The sequence below is a fragment of the Bacillus sp. MRMR6 genome, assembly GCF_001940785.1.
GTDB lineage: Bacteria > Bacillota > Bacilli > Bacillales > Cytobacillaceae > Neobacillus.
On record NZ_MSLS01000011.1, the window covers coordinates 82,559 to 101,266 of the forward strand.

An 18,708-nucleotide genomic window follows, 5' to 3' on the forward strand; every position below is an offset into this window, starting at 1 on the left:
TAGTTTCCTTCAGTAAAAGAAAAGAGAGACTACGGTGAGCCTCTCATAAAAAACTATCTCTTTTTCCTCGTCATGACATCGAAAATAACGGCTCCAGCTAGTACCCCTCCGCGGATCATGTACTGGTAAGAGATTCCGACTCCTAGCAGGTTCATCCCACTTGTGAGCGATGCCATAACGATTGCACCGATAATCGCTCCTGTTACTTTTCCTACCCCGCCTGCAGATGACACGCCACCCACATATGCGGCTGCAATCGCATCAAGTTCAAACAGTGTCCCTGCTGTTGTCGTTGCCGATTGCAAACGCGAGGTAAATAGAATCCCGGAAAGTGCGGCAAGCATCCCCATCGAACCAAAAACAATATAGGTAATCTTTTTTACGTTCATACCGCTTAGATGTGCAGCTTCTGGATTACTTCCAACAGCGTAAATATGGCGGCCAAGCACTGTTTTTGTTGTGAGGAAGTGATAGATAACTACAACCAGCAGCATGATGATTACCGTCCAAGAAAATCCATTATAGCCTGCTAGAATCCAAGTAATATAGGCAATAATGGCAGATACGAAAGCCAATTTTATGATGAAAATTCCTTTAGAGATGACTTCAAATTCATATTTGATTTTGTTTTTGCGTGTTGTTAATTCGCTATAAATATATAGTAAAATACCTACTAAACCAACTAAAAGGGAAAGTACGTGCAGGCCATTTACTTGGAGAAGAGAAGGAATGTATCCATTACCAATTGCATTAAAGCTGTCATCCTGAATGATAATGGTTCCTGTCTTCTCAGTTACCTGTAAGAGTGCCCCCCTGAAAATGAGCATCCCTGCCAGCGTAGCAACAAAGGATGGAATCCCAATTTGTGCCACTAACAATCCATTGAAAAGACCGACACCTACACCAAGAATAAGAATGACGGGAATCGCCACAAGCATTGGCAGTCCCATTTGAGTGAGAAGAATGGCAACAATCGCACCCAGGAAACCTGCTACAAATCCTACCGATAAATCGATGTGTCGAATGACAATTACGAGTGTCATTCCAACCGCAAGGACAGCAATATAACCTGCCGAATCTAATAAATTACTAATATTTCGGGAAGACATGAAAAGTCCGTCTGTCATAATCGAGAATGTAAGGATAATAACGAATAAGGCAATATACATGCCATAGTCACGAATATTTTCACTAATTAAGACTCTAGCTTCATTGAAAAGCTTCATTTTTTTACCTCCTAAAGCGTAGCCAGCTGCATGATTTTTTCTTGGTCCGCTTCTGCTATTGATAACTCACCTTTCATTTCACCTTGGGCCATAACATAGATCCGATCGCTCATCCCAAGTATTTCACCAAGCTCTGACGAAATCATAATAATGCTCATACCTTGATTGATCAACTCGTTCATCACCGTATAGATTTCAAATTTTGCTCCAACGTCAATTCCGCGAGTTGGTTCATCTAAGATCAGCAGCTTCGGACCAACGAACAACCATTTACCTAAGGACACTTTCTGCTGGTTACCTCCACTCAAGTTACCTACTACTTGCTCCAATGAAGGTGCTTTAATGTAAAGAGAATTTTTATAATGAGTAGCAATATTTATTTCTTCATTATCATTAAGAATTCCATTCGAGCTAATGCCCTTTAGATTCGCAGCGGTAATGTTGCTCTTTATATCTTGGATTAAAAACAATCCATCGCCCTTTCGATCTTCGGTCACATAAGCGATGCCTGCCTTAATCGCATCACTCGTATGCTTTAAGGCTGTCGACTTTCCATCCAGCACTAAATCACCCTGTAATTTGTAGGACTTTGCATTTCCAAAAATACTAAGAGCTAGTTCCGTTCGGCCTGAACCCATCAAACCAGCGATTCCGACAATTTCACCCTTTTTCACATGAAGATTTACATCTTTAACAACTTGTCTGCCTAAAGTAGGGTCATAGGCTGACCAGTTATATAATTCAAGGATTTTCTCGCCATCTATTTTATTAGTCCTTTTTGGATAGATATCATCTATCTCCCGACCAACCATATTCTTAATAATAATGTTTTCTGAGACTTCTCCTGCTTCAGCATCTAATGTACAGATTGTTTGACCATCACGGAGCACGGTCGCTTTATCCGCAATAGAAATGACTTCTTTCAGTTTGTGTGAAATCATGATGCAGGTAATTCCCTGTTTTTTTAGTTCAGATAATAACTCTAATAGATTTTCACTATCGTCCTCATTCAGAGCCGCGGTTGGCTCATCTAAAATGAGAAGCTTAACATCTTTACTTAATGCCTTAGCAATTTCAACGAGTTGACGTTTACCAACACCCAAATCTTTGATCAGTGTGTCGGGGTTGACATCCAATTTTACCTTTTTTAGCATTTTTTTGGCCTCGATGATTGTCTGATTCCAGTCAATCACTCCGCTGCGCTTTACTTCGTTCCCTGCAAAAATATTTTCATAGACTGTAAGGTCTGGAAACAGCGCGAGTTCCTGATAAATAATTGCAATTCCTGTCTTTACACTGTCTGTAATTTTATTAAACTGCTGCACTTTTCCCTCAAAAACGATATCACCCTCATAAGTTCCAAAAGGATAAACACCACTAAGAACTTTCATTAATGTTGATTTTCCTGCTCCATTCTCACCTATTAAGCAGTGAATTTCGCCTTTTTCCACCTTGAAATTGACATTACTAAGTGCTTTGACACCTGTAAAATTCTTGGAAATTTGTTTCATCTCCAAAATATATTCACTCATCTGGGTCCTCCTTAACAAACTGCTTTACAATCACGAAATAGTGGCAGAACTTCTACCACTATTCCGCTTGATGTTTAAGTTATTACAGTCCAGTAAATTCGCTAGCTTCGTAGTAACCAGAATCAATGAGTTCTTTTTTTACATTATCTTTGTCAACTACAATAACATTCGTTTGTTTTGCTTTTACATCGACCTTACCATTGTCATAAGAACCAGTTGTTTCTGGTGTACCGCCGTCTAAGATACTAATCGCCATCCCCATAGCATCTGTAACAAGTGTTCGAACATCCTTGAATACTGTCATTGATTGCTTGCCATCAATGACATATTGAATAGAAGCCTTCTCAGCATCTTGACCTGTTACAAAATAACTTGAAATGTCACTATCAGATGAAAACACATCAGCGATAGAACGAGCCGTCCCATCGTTCGGTGCAAGGATAGCAATGTCGCCTTTCATGTCTGCCTTAGCAGCAGTTAGATGTGTTTGTGCTTTGTTTTTCGCATCATTTGGATCCCAGTTTGTTGTCACTTGTCCTAGAATCTTACTTAATTGATCACGAGAAAGTTCTGCTGTAGCTTTTAACGCTTCTGCTTCACTTGAGTTAGCTACTTTAAAAGTTCCGTCAGCAATCTTAGGTTGAAGTACGCTCCATGCTCCTTGGAAGAATAAAAATGCGTTGTTATCAGAAGCTGCACCTGCATACAAATACAATGGAACATCTTTACCGTTTGCGTTATCAATTAAATATTGTCCTTGTGCTGCACCTACCGCTACACTATCGAATGTAACATAGTAATCTACTGCGTCTGTATTTGTAATCAGACGATCATATGAAATAACGGTGATACCCTCTTTTTTAGCTGCTTCAACTGCTGCCGCTGCTGCATCACCATCTTGTGGACAAATGATTAGCACTTTGATTCCCTTATTTATCAATGTTTCAACGTTTTCTTTTTCCTTAGCAGATGAACCTTGGCTGAATAAAATCTCAGTCGTATAATCGGAGTCTTTCAAAGCATCTTTAAATCTTTGTTCATCTTGAACCCATCTTGGCTCATCTTTCGTTGGTAATACAATACCTACGTCCACTGACGCTGATCCGCTCGTTTTGTTACAAGCTGCCAGCATTCCAGCAAACACCATAACAACCAGCAATAGAGAAATCGCCTTCATTGTCTTTTTCATTTTGGAACCCCCTGAACCGTTTTTGTATGATTACATTTCAATTATATGGTGCTTGCGATTGTATGTAAGCGCTAACTACTAGTAATCTTTTAATATCATCTGTACTTTTTTAGCATTCGGATTAAACACAGGTAATCACAGGGACGGTTCTCCTGCTTCCTTAAGGAAGCAGGAGAACCGTCCCTGTGATTACCTCACCAAATAATTTTTAATATTCCCTATTGCCATTTATATATCATGCTGATAATATAAATATTGTTTATTGGAAAGCTATATCGATATTTTTGAGTTTTTCCAAGCAGATAATTTTTGACCACATCCTATCGGAAGTTAAGGGCAACGGTGTGCCGGGTCAAATGCCGATTGGCAACTTTTGTTGCCCTATTGATTGAGTTAAAAGCTCAAATTTTATAAGTTGGTTACTTTACAACCAGTGCATTCATGTACACAACTTGTGAAACGGTCAATAAGAGTGGTAAAAGTAATTATTTGCTATATAGACTCTGAACCTATCTGATATATTTTAAATATTAAAGAGCTTTCTTACCTTACGCCGTAGGACTTCTATTGTAGACGTATGAATTAGTCATGCGTATGCCTTTTAATATTGATGATACTATCTAAGCAAGTGTTGTGCGTATTATGCGCTTTGCACTTGCTTTTTTTGCTTGTAAAAAAACACTTGGAGGGTGTATAACCCATAAATGGCCCTCACATTGCTTCGAAAAATATTTTAGTAGTTAGGAGTTTGAGAAAAATGGGAAAAGCACTTATTATTGGCGCCGGGGGCGTTGCTTCAGTAGCAGTTCATAAATGTGTACAAAATAGTGAAGTATTTGAAGAAATTTGCATCGCAAGCCGTACAAAATCAAAATGCGATGAGTTAAAAGCTAAATTAGATGGCACAAGCAAAACAAAAATTACTACTGCACAAGTAGATGCAGATAATGTGGACGAACTTATTGCATTAATTAATGAGGTAAAACCAGACATCGTTATGAATCTAGCATTACCATATCAAGACTTAACGATTATGGATGCTTGTCTAGCTACAAAAACTCATTACATGGACACGGCAAACTATGAGCCGGAAGATACGGCAAAATTCGAATATAAATGGCAGTGGGAATACCGTGACCGCTTTGAAAAAGCTGGCATTACAGCTCTTTTAGGTAGCGGCTTTGACCCAGGTGTAACAGGTGTATTCTCTGCATATGCCCTAAAACATTATTTTGATGAAATTGAATACATCGATATTCTTGACTGTAATGGCGGCGACCATGGCTATCCGTTCGCGACAAACTTCAATCCTGAAATCAATATCCGTGAGGTTTCAGCAAACGGACGTTATTGGGAAAACGGCGAATGGATCGAAACAGAGCCAATGGAAATCAAACGCGTTTATAACTTTGCTGAAGTTGGCGAGAAAGATATGTATTTGTTATATCATGAGGAGCTTGAATCTCTTGCTCAAAACATCCCAGGACTTAAGCGTATCCGTTTCTTCATGACATTTGGCCAAAGCTATATCACTCACCTAAAAGCTCTTGAAAATGTAGGCATGACTAGCATTGAACCAATCGAATTCGAAGGAAAACAAATCATTCCACTTCAATTCTTGAAAGCTGTATTACCAGATCCAGCATCACTTGGTCCTCGTACAGTTGGAAAAACCAACATCGGCTGTATCTTCCAAGGCAAGAAAGATGGAGTAGCTAAGACTTACTATGTGTACAACGTATGTGACCACCAAGAATGCTATAGAGAAGTTGGTTCACAAGCCATTTCATATACAACTGGTGTACCTGCCATGATCGGTGCAGCAATGGTTATGACTGGAAAATGGAATAAACCAGGAGTATTCAATATTGAAGAGTTTGATCCAGATCCATTCATGGAAGAATTAAACAAGTGGGGTCTTCCATGGGTAGAAGATTTTAACCCAGTTCTGGTTGATCAACCTGTAAAAGAAAAAGAGTTGGAGCTCGTACGATAAGATGCGGTTTGAAGAATTACCAACACCCTGTTATGTCGTTGATGAAGCTCTTGTAGAAAAAAATCTAAAAATCCTGAACGGTGTCATGGCGCGCACGGGATGCAAGATTATTTTGGCCCAAAAAGCATTTTCTATGTTTAAAATGTATCCACTCATTGCAAAGTATTTAGTTGGGACAACAGCAAGCGGCTTATATGAAGCACGTCTAGGTTACGAAGAAATGGGTAAAGAAAATCATGTCTTTGCCCCTGCCTATCGTGATGATGAAATGGACGAGATTGTGGAAATTTGTGACCATATCATTTTTAATTCCTTCTCACAGCTGGAGAAATATAAAGATAAGGTGCTTCAAGCTGGAAAAAAGGTCGGCTTGCGCATTAATCCTGAATGCTCGACTCAAGATGGGCATGCCATTTATGACCCATGTTCACCGGGATCTAGGTTCGGTGTGACGAGAGAGCAATTTCGCCCTGAATTGCTAGACGGTGTGTCAGGTCTTCATTTCCACACCCTATGCCAGCAGAACTCTGATGATTTAGCTGCGACCCTTCAAGCAGTGGAAGAAAAGTTCGGAGAATGGTTGCCGCAAATGGAATGGATTAACTTCGGCGGCGGGCACCATATCACGAGGGTAGATTATAACATCTCTTTATTAGAAGAATGCATCAAAAAAATGCAAAAGAAATATGGTTTAGAAGTTTATCTTGAACCTGGTGAGGCCGTTGCTCTAAATGCAGGATATCTAGTTACAACTGTTCTAGATACGATCAAAAATGGTATTGATATTGCGATTCTTGATACTTCTGCATCATGTCATATGCCAGATGTGCTGGAAATGCCTTATCGTCCCCCACTCTTTGGATCAGGGGAAGTTAGTGAAAAGCCATTTCTTTACCGCCTTGGCGGCCAAACCTGTATGGCAGGAGATGTCATTGGAGATTACTCCTTTGATCAGCCATTGCAGTGTGGCGACCGGCTAGTATTTGGTGATATGGCGATTTACTCGATGGTGAAAAACACTACCTTTAACGGCATGGCCTTACCTGCTATTGCTGTTAAAGATAAAGATGGAGATTGTCAGGTTGTTCGTGAATTTGGCTATCATGATTTTAAAATGAGACTTGCTTAGTAGTATCGTCACCGACCATCATGTACATTTTGAAAAATACTCTTAAGATAAAGCAATTGTAGAGTCCAGCAGCCATGTGCCGCTGGATTTTTGCTTTTCTAGAGGTTTATATTGTTAAATTTGGGGGACTTTAATATCGGTAGATGTGAAATAGATCTGCAGCTATCCCTGTTTGAATCGAACCAAACATACCTTATTTTCACCGTTGTCACATTGACTGAGAATAGCTATTATGTCGAAGCCAAGAAAAAAATGTGCAATATTGTTGACAAAATAACAGGTTCTATATAATAATAAACATTGTATTAGAATTATTATAATTTAATTATTAATTTTTGTTGTGAATAATTCTCACAACCAACATCTAAGGAGGCAATTACTATGTCATTAATCGGATCACAAGTACTACCATTCTTCGCACACGCTTACCAGAACGGTGAATTTATCACTATTTCAGAAGAAAGCCTTAAAGGTAAATGGAGTGTTTTTTGCTTCTACCCTGCAGACTTTACATTCGTTTGTCCTACTGAATTAGAAGACTTACAAAACCAATATGCAACTTTAAAAGAACTTGGCGCAGAAGTATATTCAGTTTCTACAGATACTCATTTTACACATAAAGCATGGCACGATCACTCAGAGGCGATTGGCAAAATCGAGTATGTGATGATTGGTGACCCATCACAAAAGATTTCTCGCAACTTTGACGTACTAAACGAAGATGAAGGTCTTGCTGACCGCGGTACATTCGTCATTGATCCAGACGGAATCATCCAAACAGTTGAAATCAATGCAGGCGGTATCGGCCGTGACGCAAGTACAGTGGTTAGCAAATTAAAAGCCGCTCAATATGTTCGCAACAATCCAGGCGAAGTATGCCCAGCTAAATGGCAAGAGGGCTCAGCAACACTTAAGCCAAGCCTTGACCTTGTAGGTAAAATTTAAGGAGTACGATGAGTATGTTATTAGATGCAGATATAAAAGCACAGTTAGCCCAATATCTACAATTGTTAGAGGGCGATGTGCTGCTAAAGGTGAGTGCAGGAACTGACGAGGTATCCCGGGACATGCTTTCACTTATCGATGAATTAGCGACCATGTCATCTAGGATTAAGGTGGAAAAAACAGCCTTAGAAAGAACACCTAGTTTTAGTGTAAACCGTATCGGCGAAGACACTGGGATAACGTTCGCCGGTATTCCACTAGGACATGAGTTTACTTCCTTAGTGTTGGCATTGTTACAAGTGAGTGGAAGAGCCCCGAAGGTTGACCAAAAAGTGATTGATCAGATTAAAAAAATTAAAGGTGAATTTCACTTTGAATCTTACATCAGCCTAAGCTGTCACAACTGCCCTGATGTTGTACAAGCACTCAACCTAATGAGCGTTCTCAACCCTGGTATTTCTCATACCATGATTGACGGTGCTGCATTTAAAGATGAGGTTGAAAGCAAGAATATCTTAGCAGTTCCGACTGTTTTCCTAAATGGAGAATCGTTTGGCAGCGGCCGTATGACAGTGGAAGAGATCCTCGCTAAAATGGGGAATGGTCCTGATGCATCAGAGCTTTCTGATAAGGATCCATACGATGTACTTGTTGTCGGCGGCGGACCAGCTGGTGCTAGTGCAGCCATTTATGCGGCACGAAAAGGAATTCGTACGGGTATTGTCGCGGAACGCTTCGGCGGTCAAGTAATGGACACGATGGGTATTGAAAACTTTATCGGAACAAAATATACAGAAGGTCCTAAAGTCGCTGCAAGTCTTGAAGAACATGTTAAAGAGTATGATATCGATGTAATGAATTTACAGCGTGCTAAACGATTAGAAAAGAAGGACCTTATTGAAATTGAACTTGAAAACGGTGCGGTACTAAAGAGTAAGACTGTTATCCTTTCAACAGGTGCCCGCTGGCGCAATGTCGGTGTCCCTGGCGAAGCAGAGTTCAAAAATAAAGGGGTTGCTTACTGCCCACACTGTGATGGTCCTTTATTCGAAGGAAAACGTGTAGCCGTTATTGGCGGTGGTAATTCCGGTATCGAGGCTGCTATTGACCTTGCCGGTATTGTGAAACATGTAACAGTACTTGAATTTATGCCAGAGTTAAAAGCAGATGCTGTCCTTCAAGAACGTCTTTACAGCCTGCCTAACGTAACTGTATTTAAGAACGTTCAAACAAAAGAAATTACCGGTACTGACAAGGTTAACGGTATTAGCTATATTGAACGTGATACAGAGGAAGTTAAGCATGTAGAATTAGAAGGTGTATTTGTGCAGATTGGTCTTGTTCCTAATACCGATTGGCTAGCCGATACACTTGAACGTACTCGCTTCGGTGAGATCATTGTAGACAAACATGGCTCTACAAGCCTCCCAGGCGTATTCGCTGCAGGTGATTGTACAGACAGTGCCTATAAGCAAATTATCATCTCAATGGGCTCAGGTGCTACCGCATCACTAGGTGCCTTTGATTATCTGATCCGAAATTAATTAACAAAGGGACGGTTCTTGTGCTTCCATGGAAGCATCAAGACCGTCCCTTTGATTGTTCCTTTGATTGTTTAATAGACAGCAAATAAAGCCGCAAGTAATGCTAAAGTGACACTCATGCTCCTTACCTTCTTTTCCTTTTTTCTCCCATCAGCCTAAATACGGGAAAAAACCGGACCATAAGTCCGGCTTTCTTCTATTAGTTTTGAACTTTGACAAATCTTTGAACTGTCGAGTCTCTCAAAATACCATCCCCAATATCAAAAAACCGTACCATCAATTTGGTACGGTTTACTTTAAACTATATGGCTGTTTTTATCTTACGGTCTAAATCCCCCACTTTCCATAAACTCAACCCCCATTTCCGCCAGTTGTTGCCGGGCTTCCTCAATAGAAAGAGTGCCCCCATTGACTTGGTCGATCATCTTTTGAGCTTGTGCTTTTGTTTCTTCGTCGAGGTTCGCAAACATGTCATCAGGATTTCCCCGCTCAGGTCTCCCTGTACTTCCATCCGGATTAGTAAAGCCTCCACCGCCTCTCATTCCACCAGGGCCGGAACTTTGCGCAGTAGTGATTCCCGTTTCGTTCAACCAAGTAACCATTTCAGATTTACTATCTTTGTACCACCTTTGTACTCGCCATTCTTATATAAACCAACCTCATTACTGCCTGTTGATGATCCCCCAGAATAAAGAGTATAAGAAGAATCCTTCTTTAGTTCAGGGGAACTAATAAAGACAGACTGATATTCGTTTGCAGGTAGAAAGCTGATAATATTTTTTCCATTATGATCTTCAAGATGGACCATTAATCCTGCTGCCTGTGTCGTTGGATACGTCATTAGACTGGATGCCTGTGCCGATTGATCTGAGGATGTTTGAACCATACCTGAGCTCCCCACTGCAATGATGAGCCCGCCACTTATGTCAAAGCTTCCATCATAATCAAGCGCCCCATTGTTCGAAATGGTCGGTCCATTGACCATCACAGTACCACCTGTCATTGCAATCGATCCATTTGAATCCAAACCATCTCCACTGGCATTTACTGTGATCGTTCCGCCACTTATTTGTAAAAGTCCTGCAGATGATGTACTCATATCCATTCCCGATCCGTCATTCCCGCCGCCAACATTAATACCATCGTCACTAGAAGTTAATTGAATGTTACCATCATCTAGAACAATTAATTAGAAGAATGGATACTGGTATTGGAAATAAAGAGGAAAATATGAAGCATATCTTTGACCGCTTTTACCGCGAAGACCGGGCACGATCAAGAGGAAACCGGTGGTGCAGGATTAGGCCTGTCAATTGCCCCATGGATTGTTACCAAACATGATGGCACGATTTCTGTTAGTCGAAATCAACACAAAGGAACAACCTTTACAGTTAAATTACCTAAAAAGGAGATTACGAAATCGTAACGGATTCCGATATGTATCGCAAAACTTGATTTTCCTCCTAAAATGTATAGTAGATCTGTAATAGCTATGGAGTAATTGTCTAAAAGTAACGCCCCCGTTAGTCGTATTACACTAATAAATATGGACAATTTTGCCACTCTCTCCATAGGCACTTTAAAATGATTATTGAAAGGAAATTAGGAGAATTCGTGATAATATGGTACACTCTGTTTACCATTTAATTTACTTGTTCACATGTGCCCTACTCATTCGTGAGTGGGGCTCCTTGTTTTTAAAAGAAGAAATAAAAAAACAGACTCTATAAAGAGCCTGTTTTAGTTTGTTCTTGTTATTAAGCTTTACGTACGTTAGCTGCTTGAGCTCCACGTTGACCTTGCTCAACGTCAAAAGTAACGGTTTGACCTTCGTCTAAAGATTTGAAACCTTCGCCTTGGATAGCTGAGAAATGAACGAATACGTCTTCTCCGCCTTCACGCTCGATAAATCCGAAACCTTTTTCTGCATTAAACCATTTTACTTTACCTTGTTCCATTTTGTTTCCTCCTGCTGTGTGCTTTGCACACAATGTGTTACTATCCTTGCACTCAGTGATCATCAAGACGAAAAGTTAATCCTTATACTATCCTTTACACCGATCAAAAATAATTCTTCTAAAGTTTAACATTTTTTAAAAGTATTTGCAAGGAGACATAAATGAAACCATATTTGCCACTCTTGAATCTTCACTATTTCTTCGCAACCTTTTTACAGACAAAAAATAAAGAATATTGGAAACACACAATTATTGGTGCAGAAACAAATTTCCTCCTTTATTAAAATCCAATACCTTTCATTCCCAAAACCTAGACCATAATTTTTGTATGTTGCTTTGAATTCAAACAATTCGATAGGAATTTCGCCTTATATTTCCTTTGTTTGCGACCAAGCCGGTAGAGGTTTTTCCCTATTTATGCTTCAACAGGTTTCAATCCTGTTTTCTTTTTCTTTGGTTTTTCTATATACTTTGTTGGAACTCCATCGCAATAATATTTCATTCTCCCAAATCATACCGTGTGCAGAAAACACTCAATTAGTGTTATAGTAATAGAGTATTATATTTAGAATATTCGTATTAGAGTCATTATTTCTACTACTAATTACAACATAATGAATAATAAATGAGGTGTAATCATGAAACAAGAAATTGCATTTATTCCACGAAAAGAATTAAAAGAAAAACCTGATCCTGCTTCACTTGGGTTTGGGAAGTATTACAGTGATTATATGCTTGAGATGGATTATCAAGGTGAAATCGGCTGGTATAATCCTAGAATTACTCCATATGAACCAATAACACTTGATCCGGCTGCAATGGTTTTTCACTATGGTCAAGCCATCTTCGAGGGAATGAAGGCTTATAAGGCGCCAGATGGCACAGTGCAGCTTTTCCGTCCAGAGAAAAACATGAGCCGCTTTAACGACTCCTGCAACAGACTATGTATTCCAGCAATTGACGAGGAATTTTTATTAGATGCGATTAAGCAGTTAATTTTTACTGAGAAGGATTGGGTACCTGAAGGTGAAGGGACATCACTTTACATCCGTCCCTTTATTTTTGCATCTGAAGCCTACCTAGGTGTCCGGCCTGCCAAAGAATATAAATTATTGGTAATCCTATCTCCGTCTGGAGCTTATTATGGCAGCCAGTTGAATCCTGTTAACATTTATGTCGAAGAGCAGTTTGTTCGTGCCGTTATTGGCGGTGTCGGTCATGTAAAGACCTCAGGTAATTATGCTGCCAGTTTGAAGGCGCAGGAGAAGGCAGATGCAAATGGCTATGCCCAAATTCTATGGCTCGATGCAAAGGAAAACAGGTATGTTGAAGAAGTTGGCAGTATGAATATCTTCTTCAAAATTAATGGTGAAGTCATCACCCCTAGATTAAATGGCAGTATCTTACCAGGAATTACCCGTGATTCAGTTATCCAATTACTAAATCATTGGAACATACCTGTCCGAGAATCCCGCATTTCCATTGAAGAAGTGTATGCTGCTCAAGAGCGTGGTGAACTTGAGGAAGTCTTTGGGGCAGGAACGGCAGCGGTAATCTCTCCGGTTGGTGCATTAACCTGGAGAGATCAAACCATCGTAATAAACGACCGCACTATTGGCCAGCTATCTCAAGACCTGTATGACGAATTAACCGGCATCCAACTAGGAAAGAAAGAAGACCCCTTTAACTGGACAGTTAAAGTTGCAAAAGTTGAGGTTTAAAAAGCCTCCCAAACAACAAAATGGCGTGCAAACTAATGATAGTTTGACACGCCTTTTTCTTGTTCCGCTTAAAAATCACATCACACAAACACCTCAATGATTAATCATTAATTAATATGGAAAAAATTAATTTAATTGGGGGTGATTTTGTTTGATTTTATTACTAATCTCAGTTTTCAGCTTTGCTATAATTATTTATTTTATGCCCAAAAGAATCTCATATATGGAAATGTACACTACCTCTATGTTTTCTACGGTCCTTCAATTGATTACAGACATCTATTTAGAATTTAAATACCGGTTATATTGGTATTTTAGTCCTGGAATTGATAATCTGACACTTTGGTATGTATTCTTTATCTACCCAGCCGTTAATATCATTTTTCTAAATTTTTATCCACGATTAGCTACCTTATCAAAACAAATCTTATATATTCTAGGTTGGTCTGCATTTGCATTAGCATATGAGTGGATAGCAGTTCAGACGGAAGTGTTCCAATATAACGGATGGAAGTTATGGTATTCCATGCTCATTTATCCACTGCTCTACCTTCTTCTGCTTTTCAATTGGCTGATAATAAAAACATTAAAAAACAAAGAGGACCAGTAAATCATTCTAAGTAACGGGTAGTATTTCTAAAAATACTGCTCCCTTTCTTTGATTCAATTGTGGTACGCTCGAAAATCTTCCGTAGATCCTCCCAAGTTACAAAAAATAATTGAAACATTGCAACTGTTATTTTCGTCATTATTATTATGATATTCTAGACCGAAAGGGACTATTGTTTTGAAGCGAAAAAGAAAAAAAATATTACTAACGTCATTATATCTCGCCATTTTAGCTATTCTTGGCTATATCTATATCAATCCACCCTTACAATTACAGAATATGCCTTTCCCTACCGAACTCCATCCGCTTGTAAAAGAACGAAGCGACCAATTAGTCCAGCAAGCGGCCGAAAAAGGTATTGTCGTTGTCATTACGGATGGTTTCCGTAGTTCGGAAGAACAGGATCGTCTTTTTGAAAAAGGCCGTTCTACTGAAGGCAATATTGTGACCTACGCTCGAGGTGGGGAGTCCTTACACAATTATGGCCTTGCCATTGATTTCGCCCTAAGGACCGCAACACAAGAGGTTATTTGGGATATGCAATTTGATGGGAATCAAAATGGAGTGGCAGATTGGGAAGAGGTCGTGGAACTTGCCAAAGTATTAGGATTTGACTGGGGCGGCGACTGGGCACGTTTTAAAGACTATCCCCATTTACAAATGGACTTTGGCTTAACACTTGCAGATTTACAAAATGGAAAGCGGCCTCCGGAATCCTCCCTAATGGTGGATAGCAATCCTGGTGATTGATTAGATTTATTCATTCCATATCTCGTGAGGTTTTGTATCATTCAATCAAACGTTTGATTGGTTTGCTCTTCCCTTGTCTAGCAGGGATTGATTCCGATTTAATCAAACGTTTGATTAGTATTCTTAAAGGTACAACCCTTTTATCATTTCATATACTCTTTCAATCTTTCTTTTGTCTCCGAGTCAGCAAAACAAGCTTCTACACTTGTTTCATAGATTTCCTTATAGTCCTCATACCTCATGCAAAATTTATTAAATATGATTCTACACTCCTTCTCCATGGTTGTATCAGATACCGTTCTGTTGTCAGTATTAACAGTGACTTTGATTCCGTCTCTATGGAACTGATGAATGGGATGGTCCCCAAAACTAGCAACAGCTTTTGTTTGCACATTACTTGTTGGACACATTTCAAGAACTACTTGTTTTTCTTTCACCATGTTATAGGCTTCCTCATGGTTCCTAATAAAAACTCCGTGCCCGATTCTTTCGGCTCCCAACAATTCAACAGCCTCTAGAACATTTTCTCCTATTCCTGTTTCACCAGCATGGATGGTTACTCTGTATCCATATTCTCTTGCAAGTGAAATAGGTTCTACGAATTTCCTGCAAAAACCTTCCTCTTCCGATGCGCATAAGTCAATTGCTACAACTCCCTTTCCAAGGAATTGCTTTCCTTTTTCAACGACTTCAAAAGCACTTTCAATAGACATGGTTCTCATACAAGAAAGGATGAGGTTGCCTTTAATATCGTACTGATCTTCCGCTTCCCGAATTCCCTCTAGAACACTCTGAATAACTTCTTCTATACTTAATCCCTTCGCCGTATGAAGTAATGGAGCAAACCTAACCTCTAAATATTTCACATTTTCTCGTGCGGCATCCTCTAGCAGTTCATAAGAAATTCGTTTAATATTCTCTTTTGACTGCATGACTAAATTGGGGATTGCAAATTTCTCTAAATATTCATCAAGTGATTCACACTCTATAGGTGCTGTGAGATCTTTAAGAATCTCTACTCTATCGAATGAAGGAATATTAATCTCCTCTCTCTCTGCGATATCAATGATCGTTTCTGGTCTTAAACTGCCATCTAAATGACAGTGAAGTTCAATCTTAGGTAATGTGGCAAAATTCATCTTAACGCTGACCTCCTGATTTTTTATAAAATAGTATTAAGTTGATTAGAGTGGAAAGCAAGCACCTGGAGCGTAAATTAACAGTTAAAGAATAAAAAAATCCTGATTGCGAAGAAAGTACAAATTCATGTACCTTCTTCGTAATCAGGATTTATTGGTTCCTGGTAGAGACCTCCAATCCATATCATTGGAGTTATACGAAATGTTTCTATATTGTTTCTTTGCATAAAGAATATAAAAGAATACCTACAATGTCAAGGTTATTCAAATGCAGGCAAAGCTGTTTCGGCGTATTCTTCCTCTAGAAATTTCCTTACTTCTGGCCCCGTCATTTTTTCTACTAAGAGTTGAATCGCTTTTGAATCAGCATTATCTGCTCGTGCTACTAACGAAATCGCAAATGCTGATTCCATCCCCTCTGTTAATAATGCATCTTTTTTCGGCGTTAAACCCAGTGGAGCAGCATAGGCAGGTGTCATAGCTACTAAATCCGCATCATCTAGCATTCTCGCAAGCATCAATAAATCTACTTCTACAAATTTGTAGTTTTTCTCATTCTCAACAATATCTGCTTGAGTCGCATGAATCCCTGAACCCTCTTTAAGGGTAATTATGCCATGGTCGCTAAGCATGTCCAAGGAACGGCCAATGTTCGTTGGGTCATTGGCAATCGCGATTGTTGCTCCTTCCGAAAGGTCATCAATGCTCTCAAAGCGCTTTGAGTATGCTCCATAAACGGCATGGTAAATAGGCTTTACCAGCACTAATTCAGACCCATTCGCCTTATTGTATTCTTCCATATAAGGGATATGTTGAAAGAAGTTTGCATCTACTTCTTTATTAGCCAGGGCATTATTCGGCTGTACATTATCGCCAAGAACGACGATTTCAAGGTTGATCCCTTCCTCTTTCATCAAAGGCTTTACAATCTCAAGTATATCCGTCATTGGCGGAATGAGCGTAGCTACTTCTAAGGTTACCTCTTCTATTTCCTCTGCTGGCTTCTGAGCCGTTTCCGGTTTCTCATTACCACTGCAACCCGTTAAAACGAGCAAAGTAAAGAGAACAAGTGAAAATATTTTTTTAATCATAAAATTACCTCCAGGTATGTAAGTGTTAACGTTTATCTAAACGTTTGCTAATGGTTGTTCCAGTAAACTGGATGGTTTGTACTAAGATAATCATCAGAATGATCATATAGGTCATAAGTTCCGTTTCGAAGCGCTGATATCCATAGCGGATTGCAAAATCCCCCACCCCTCCGCCGCCGACAATCCCCATGACGGTTGAATAGGAGATAAAACTAATGGTAGCCGTGGTTAAACCCAGAGCTAGGCCAGACCTTGCCTCTACATAAAGAAACTTAAAAATAATGTCGGTTATGGAAGCACCCATGGAAACAGCAGATTCTATCACACCACGCGGGACTTCAAGCAGCGCTTGTTCCACCAGCCTGGAATAATAGGCAATGGCCATAATCGATAACGGAATCGTTGCTGCGATTGTGCCGATCGCTGTTCCAACAATAAATCTGGTAAAGGGTATTAAAAATACAACAAGCAAAAGAAACGGGAATGAGCGAACAATATTGACAAAAATATTAAGGCCAGAATAAATAGTTCGATTTTCCATTAACTGCCCCTTACGGCACAAATATAGGAGCGTACCGACAGGAAGTCCAATCAAAAACGCAGCCGCAATCGATACGCCCACCATAATAAAGGTTTCGCCAATGGCGCGCCATATTTCTGTTTGATATTGAAGAATGATCTCAGGCATTTAAATTCCCCTTTAATTGCTGTAAAAACCATTGCGGATCATTTCTAGGTGTCACAAAGCCTTGTGGTTCAATCGAAACGGTCTTGAGTATTTTCCCACTGTCCATTACCGTCACTTTATGGCAAATACTTTTGACCACTTCCATCTCATGGCTGACGATGACAATTGTTACACCCAGCTCTTTGTTGATCGTTTGAAGCACTTCTAAGATCCCAGCCGTTGTCTGAGGATCAAGTGCTGATGTTGGTTCATCGCATAACAATACAGATGGCTGGTTTGCAAGTGCTCTGGCAATTGCCACTCTCTGTTTTTGCCCGCCGCTTAGGCTGGCAGGATATTGCTCGCTTTTCTCAACCAGTCCAACAAATTCTAAGCATTCCTTCACTCGATGCAATCTTGCTTTCTTAGAGTAGCCAGCAAGTTCAAGTGGAACCGATACGTTTTGTAACACAGTCTTGTTTGCCACTAGGTTAAAATCCTGAAAAATCATCCCGATTGACTGCCTTGCTTCACGCAGCTTGCTGTTAGGGAGCGTCGTTAAGGTTTGTCCATTCACTACGACGGATCCTTGGTCAGGAAACTCCAACAAGTTGATTAAACGAAGCAGCGTTGATTTGCCTGCACCGCTAGGACCGATGATGCCATGGATTTCTCCCTTTTTAATCGTAAGGGATGCCGATTCAACGGCTTGAAACGCTGTCAGGTTCTGTTTAAAGCTTTTGCTAACAAGCTGCAAAGAAATCACCCTGTACCAGCCTCCTTGTAATCTATCTTTCTAGGGTTAGCCATCATAGAAATAATGACACTACCCGCATTATTATAGTGTTTTTACAAAAAGCTGTCATGTTTTTGGTGTTCGATCAATGCTGGTAATTTCTTGTTTTTACAGTTTATTTCCATATAACTGCCATACCGTAGAATATTAGGCAAAAATAAAAACGCCAATTACTGGCGCTTTTTCAGTCTGCTCATTATTTATTTTGACGACTTCCTTTTTCATTACCTGTTAAATTATTTACTGCTCGGGTCGTGGCATCTACAGCACTCATTGCTGCATTTTCAGTCGTCTCCAATGCACTATGAACTGCATGGAATGCCGCACCTGCTGTCTCTTTAATGCCCTCGGAAACATTTCTTCCATTTTGATTATTCTTTCCCTGGTTAGACATTTTTGCTTCACCTCCTGAACA

At 39.8% G+C, this 18,708-nt stretch carries 19 protein-coding genes and 1 riboswitch; of the genes, 8 read left to right on the forward strand and 11 right to left on the reverse strand.

Annotated elements, in window-relative coordinates:
* Window positions 1–53 precede the first annotated feature (53 nt).
* The 3 genes from BTR25_RS12680 to BTR25_RS12690 form a co-directional block, all read right to left on the reverse strand.
* Window positions 54–1,226, reverse strand: coding sequence for a sugar ABC transporter permease (locus BTR25_RS12680; RefSeq protein WP_075688429.1), 1,173 nt, complete (start codon window positions 1,224–1,226; stop codon window positions 54–56).
* A gap of 11 nt (window positions 1,227–1,237) precedes the next feature.
* Window positions 1,238–2,758, reverse strand: a complete 1,521-nt coding sequence (locus BTR25_RS12685) for a sugar ABC transporter ATP-binding protein (RefSeq protein WP_075688430.1) — start codon at window positions 2,756–2,758, stop codon at window positions 1,238–1,240.
* 82 nt (window positions 2,759–2,840) lie between these two features.
* Window positions 2,841–3,947, reverse strand: coding sequence for a sugar ABC transporter substrate-binding protein (locus BTR25_RS12690; RefSeq protein WP_075688431.1), 1,107 nt, complete (start codon window positions 3,945–3,947; stop codon window positions 2,841–2,843).
* A 757-nt stretch (window positions 3,948–4,704) separates the two neighbouring features.
* On the opposite strand from BTR25_RS12690, the gene BTR25_RS12695 reads away from it, so the two are divergent.
* The 4 genes from BTR25_RS12695 to ahpF all read left to right on the forward strand — a co-directional run bounded on the left by BTR25_RS12695 (window position 4,705) and on the right by ahpF (window position 9,561).
* Window positions 4,705–5,943 carry a saccharopine dehydrogenase family protein gene (locus BTR25_RS12695; RefSeq protein WP_075688432.1) on the forward strand — a complete coding sequence of 413 codons (1,239 nt, stop codon included), beginning with the start codon at window positions 4,705–4,707 and terminating at the stop codon, window positions 5,941–5,943.
* A 1-nt stretch (window position 5,944) separates the two neighbouring features.
* Window positions 5,945–7,072: a carboxynorspermidine decarboxylase gene (gene nspC, locus BTR25_RS12700; RefSeq protein ID WP_075688433.1), complete on the forward strand. Its 1,128-nt coding sequence runs from the start codon at window positions 5,945–5,947 to the stop codon at window positions 7,070–7,072.
* 381 nt (window positions 7,073–7,453) lie between these two features.
* Window positions 7,454–8,017, forward strand: coding sequence for an alkyl hydroperoxide reductase subunit C (gene ahpC, locus BTR25_RS12705; protein WP_075688434.1), 564 nt, complete (start codon window positions 7,454–7,456; stop codon window positions 8,015–8,017).
* A gap of 14 nt (window positions 8,018–8,031) precedes the next feature.
* A complete protein-coding gene (ahpF, locus tag BTR25_RS12710; protein WP_075688435.1) occupies window positions 8,032–9,561 on the forward strand; it encodes an alkyl hydroperoxide reductase subunit F in 1,530 nt (509 codons plus the stop codon).
* A 320-nt stretch (window positions 9,562–9,881) separates the two neighbouring features.
* Here the strand turns inward: ahpF and BTR25_RS28170 are convergent, their stop codons facing one another.
* A complete protein-coding gene (locus BTR25_RS28170; protein WP_075688436.1) occupies window positions 9,882–10,163 on the reverse strand; it encodes a hypothetical protein in 282 nt (93 codons plus the stop codon).
* Window positions 10,148–10,747 (reverse strand): carbohydrate-binding domain-containing protein, encoded by a 600-nt coding sequence (locus BTR25_RS28175; protein WP_368482990.1) that lies wholly within the window; start codon window positions 10,745–10,747, stop codon window positions 10,148–10,150. The genes BTR25_RS28170 and BTR25_RS28175 overlap by 16 nt, the downstream gene beginning before the upstream one ends.
* Window positions 10,748–10,804: 57 nt before the next feature.
* On the opposite strand from BTR25_RS28175, the gene BTR25_RS12725 reads away from it, so the two are divergent.
* Window positions 10,805–10,987, forward strand: coding sequence for an ATP-binding protein (locus tag BTR25_RS12725; protein ID WP_075688438.1), 183 nt, complete (start codon window positions 10,805–10,807; stop codon window positions 10,985–10,987).
* A gap of 331 nt (window positions 10,988–11,318) precedes the next feature.
* On the opposite strand, the gene BTR25_RS12730 is transcribed toward BTR25_RS12725, so the two are convergent.
* Window positions 11,319–11,519 carry a cold-shock protein gene (locus BTR25_RS12730; protein ID WP_042463323.1) on the reverse strand — a complete coding sequence of 67 codons (201 nt, stop codon included), beginning with the start codon at window positions 11,517–11,519 and terminating at the stop codon, window positions 11,319–11,321.
* A gap of 638 nt (window positions 11,520–12,157) precedes the next feature.
* Between BTR25_RS12730 and BTR25_RS12735 the strand changes: the two genes are divergently transcribed.
* The 3 genes from BTR25_RS12735 (at window position 12,158) to BTR25_RS12745 (ending at window position 14,600) form a co-directional block, all read left to right on the forward strand.
* Complete coding sequence (locus tag BTR25_RS12735; protein WP_075688439.1) at window positions 12,158–13,240, forward strand: branched-chain amino acid aminotransferase; 1,083 nt, start codon at window positions 12,158–12,160, stop codon at window positions 13,238–13,240.
* Window positions 13,241–13,391: 151 nt separating this feature from the next.
* Window positions 13,392–13,850 (forward strand): CBO0543 family protein, encoded by a 459-nt coding sequence (locus BTR25_RS12740; protein WP_083652356.1) that lies wholly within the window; start codon window positions 13,392–13,394, stop codon window positions 13,848–13,850.
* A 177-nt stretch (window positions 13,851–14,027) separates the two neighbouring features.
* Window positions 14,028–14,600: a M15 family metallopeptidase gene (locus tag BTR25_RS12745; protein WP_483295257.1), complete on the forward strand. Its 573-nt coding sequence runs from the start codon at window positions 14,028–14,030 to the stop codon at window positions 14,598–14,600.
* A 143-nt stretch (window positions 14,601–14,743) separates the two neighbouring features.
* Here BTR25_RS12745 and add read toward each other — a convergent pair whose 3' ends face one another.
* From add to BTR25_RS12770, 5 genes are all read right to left on the reverse strand, one after another.
* Window positions 14,744–15,739 carry an adenosine deaminase gene (add, locus tag BTR25_RS12750; RefSeq protein WP_075688441.1) on the reverse strand — a complete coding sequence of 332 codons (996 nt, stop codon included), beginning with the start codon at window positions 15,737–15,739 and terminating at the stop codon, window positions 14,744–14,746.
* A gap of 121 nt (window positions 15,740–15,860) precedes the next feature.
* A riboswitch (purine riboswitch) is annotated at window positions 15,861–15,960 on the reverse strand.
* 39 nt (window positions 15,961–15,999) lie between these two features.
* Window positions 16,000–16,830, reverse strand: coding sequence for a MetQ/NlpA family ABC transporter substrate-binding protein (locus tag BTR25_RS12755; RefSeq protein WP_075688442.1), 831 nt, complete (start codon window positions 16,828–16,830; stop codon window positions 16,000–16,002).
* Between the two features lie 25 nt (window positions 16,831–16,855).
* Window positions 16,856–17,518, reverse strand: coding sequence for a methionine ABC transporter permease (locus tag BTR25_RS12760; protein ID WP_075688443.1), 663 nt, complete (start codon window positions 17,516–17,518; stop codon window positions 16,856–16,858).
* A complete protein-coding gene (locus BTR25_RS12765) occupies window positions 17,511–18,263 on the reverse strand; it encodes a methionine ABC transporter ATP-binding protein (protein ID WP_075688444.1) in 753 nt (250 codons plus the stop codon). The genes BTR25_RS12760 and BTR25_RS12765 overlap by 8 nt, the downstream gene beginning before the upstream one ends.
* Window positions 18,264–18,489: 226 nt before the next feature.
* Window positions 18,490–18,687 carry a hypothetical protein gene (locus BTR25_RS12770; protein WP_075688445.1) on the reverse strand — a complete coding sequence of 66 codons (198 nt, stop codon included), beginning with the start codon at window positions 18,685–18,687 and terminating at the stop codon, window positions 18,490–18,492.
* Window positions 18,688–18,708: the final 21 nt, after the last annotated feature.

What these genes read in the sequence shown, in the direction of transcription:
- BTR25_RS12680 (WP_075688429.1), bottom strand. Translation starts at nt 1,226, where the DNA reads ATGAAGCTTTTCAATGAAGCTAGAGTCTTAATTAGTGAAAATATTCGT.
- BTR25_RS12685 (WP_075688430.1), bottom strand. Translation starts at nt 2,758, where the DNA reads ATGAGTGAATATATTTTGGAGATGAAACAAATTTCCAAGAATTTTACA.
- BTR25_RS12690 (WP_075688431.1), bottom strand. Translation starts at nt 3,947, where the DNA reads ATGAAAAAGACAATGAAGGCGATTTCTCTATTGCTGGTTGTTATGGTG.
- BTR25_RS12695 (WP_075688432.1), top strand. Translation starts at nt 4,705, where the DNA reads ATGGGAAAAGCACTTATTATTGGCGCCGGGGGCGTTGCTTCAGTAGCA.
- nspC (WP_075688433.1), top strand. Translation starts at nt 5,945, where the DNA reads ATGCGGTTTGAAGAATTACCAACACCCTGTTATGTCGTTGATGAAGCT.
- ahpC (WP_075688434.1), top strand. Translation starts at nt 7,454, where the DNA reads ATGTCATTAATCGGATCACAAGTACTACCATTCTTCGCACACGCTTAC.
- ahpF (WP_075688435.1), top strand. Translation starts at nt 8,032, where the DNA reads ATGTTATTAGATGCAGATATAAAAGCACAGTTAGCCCAATATCTACAA.
- BTR25_RS28170 (WP_075688436.1), bottom strand. Translation starts at nt 10,163, where the DNA reads ATGGTTACTTGGTTGAACGAAACGGGAATCACTACTGCGCAAAGTTCC.
- BTR25_RS12730 (WP_042463323.1), bottom strand. Translation starts at nt 11,519, where the DNA reads ATGGAACAAGGTAAAGTAAAATGGTTTAATGCAGAAAAAGGTTTCGGA.
- BTR25_RS12735 (WP_075688439.1), top strand. Translation starts at nt 12,158, where the DNA reads ATGAAACAAGAAATTGCATTTATTCCACGAAAAGAATTAAAAGAAAAA.
- add (WP_075688441.1), bottom strand. Translation starts at nt 15,739, where the DNA reads ATGAATTTTGCCACATTACCTAAGATTGAACTTCACTGTCATTTAGAT.
- BTR25_RS12755 (WP_075688442.1), bottom strand. Translation starts at nt 16,830, where the DNA reads ATGATTAAAAAAATATTTTCACTTGTTCTCTTTACTTTGCTCGTTTTA.
- BTR25_RS12760 (WP_075688443.1), bottom strand. Translation starts at nt 17,518, where the DNA reads ATGCCTGAGATCATTCTTCAATATCAAACAGAAATATGGCGCGCCATT.
- BTR25_RS12770 (WP_075688445.1), bottom strand. Translation starts at nt 18,687, where the DNA reads ATGTCTAACCAGGGAAAGAATAATCAAAATGGAAGAAATGTTTCCGAG.